The sequence below is a fragment of the Microvirga tunisiensis genome, assembly GCF_009296175.1.
Taxonomy (GTDB): domain Bacteria; phylum Pseudomonadota; class Alphaproteobacteria; order Rhizobiales; family Beijerinckiaceae; genus Microvirga; species Microvirga tunisiensis.
The window spans coordinates 1-1,137 of record NZ_VOSK01000813.1 but is presented as its reverse complement, the minus strand read 5'-3'; the positions used below and the strand labels follow the sequence as shown (position 1 = coordinate 1,137).

The window sequence follows — 1,137 nt, the reverse complement described above, 5'->3', positions numbered from 1 at the left end:
CTAAGCAGGGATTCGCTGGTTGACCAACGGATGACGGCTTCGTTCGTGATTGCGCTTCATGATGGCTTCGTGGATGGCTTGGTCGAGGTCTTCAGGTCCGGTGAAGGTCTGGTGGGCGAGGTAATGCCGCTTCACATCGCGCCATCGCTCCTCGATGTCGTTGAGTTCGGGAGCGTACTTTGGCAGCCATTCGACCCTGAGCCAGTGTGCCCGCTGGGCGAGTGCGGCTGTGGTTGCCTTGCTGGTATGGATGGGACCGTTATCGAGGACGAGCCGAACCGGCTTGACGCACCGGCCGGGCTCGGGGCCGGTGCGGCGGTCGAGGGTCTCCAGAAGCGCGATGAAGTCGGTGCTGCGCTTGGTGCGGCTGGTCTGAACGACAAGCTCGCGTCCGGCCCAGTCGAGCACGCCGAGCAGGGCCACCTTGGCGGCCTGTCCGGGTGCCGGGATGCGCAGATCGGCCCCGCGCTTGGCCCAGACATGGGCCAGATAGGGATGGGTGAGCGCTTCGGACTCATCCCCGAACAGCAGCACGATGTCGCCGGCCTCAGCCTGTGCCTTCATCAGCTGGCAGCGCAGGCCGACCCGGTTCACGGCATCGGCGTCCTGGCGGGCTTTCAGGGTGTGGCGCGGCCGGCGCCAGCGGAAAGCCCCCTTTGGCGCAGTACGACCGACAGGCGCGAGCGCGAGATCCGCACGCCGGAGCGCTTCTCGATCTCGTCTGCCAAGCGCGGCAGCGTCCAATTGGGGCGATCCGCGACTGATCCCGACAGCACCTCCTCGGCAACCGCCAGGGCGCACGTGGCTTTGACCGGAGCCGGACCCGGGGCGATGGAGGTCCGCAGCGCCGGGACCCCACCCGCCATGAAAGCGCTGCGCCAAAGCCGCACCGTATCCTCCCGCACCCCGAAGGCCTCGGCGATCCGCAGGCTGGTCCAGCCCGCCAGGGTCAGAAGGATTGCCCGGGCCCGATCCGCCTCGCCGCGCTCCCGCGACCGGCTGAGCGCTTCCAGTTCGCATCGTTGCTCGTCACTCGCCACAACAGGGGACCTGCCTGCCATGATCCGTCTCCCACATCCGATCACGGTATGGAATCATGGCCAGCATCCGTTGGCCACCCCGCTGAAACCTGCTTAG

General features: G+C 67.1%; 2 protein-coding genes. Both read right to left on the bottom strand.

Annotation, left to right across the window (positions count from 1 at the left end; translation table 11 throughout):
• A complete protein-coding gene (locus FS320_RS46885; RefSeq protein ID WP_244627778.1) occupies nt 1-621 on the bottom strand; it encodes an IS630 family transposase in 621 nt (206 codons plus the stop codon).
• Nucleotides 618-1,061 (bottom strand): helix-turn-helix domain-containing protein, encoded by a 444-nt coding sequence (locus FS320_RS46880; RefSeq protein ID WP_162003649.1) that lies wholly within the window; start codon nt 1,059-1,061, stop codon nt 618-620. The genes FS320_RS46885 and FS320_RS46880 overlap by 4 nt, the downstream gene beginning before the upstream one ends.
• Between the last annotated feature and the right edge of the window lie 76 nt (nt 1,062-1,137).

Excerpts from the sequence above, each read along its gene's own strand:
- FS320_RS46880 (WP_162003649.1), bottom strand. The coding sequence starts at position 1,061 with ATGGCAGGCAGGTCCCCTGTTGTGGCGAGTGACGAGCAACGATGCGAA.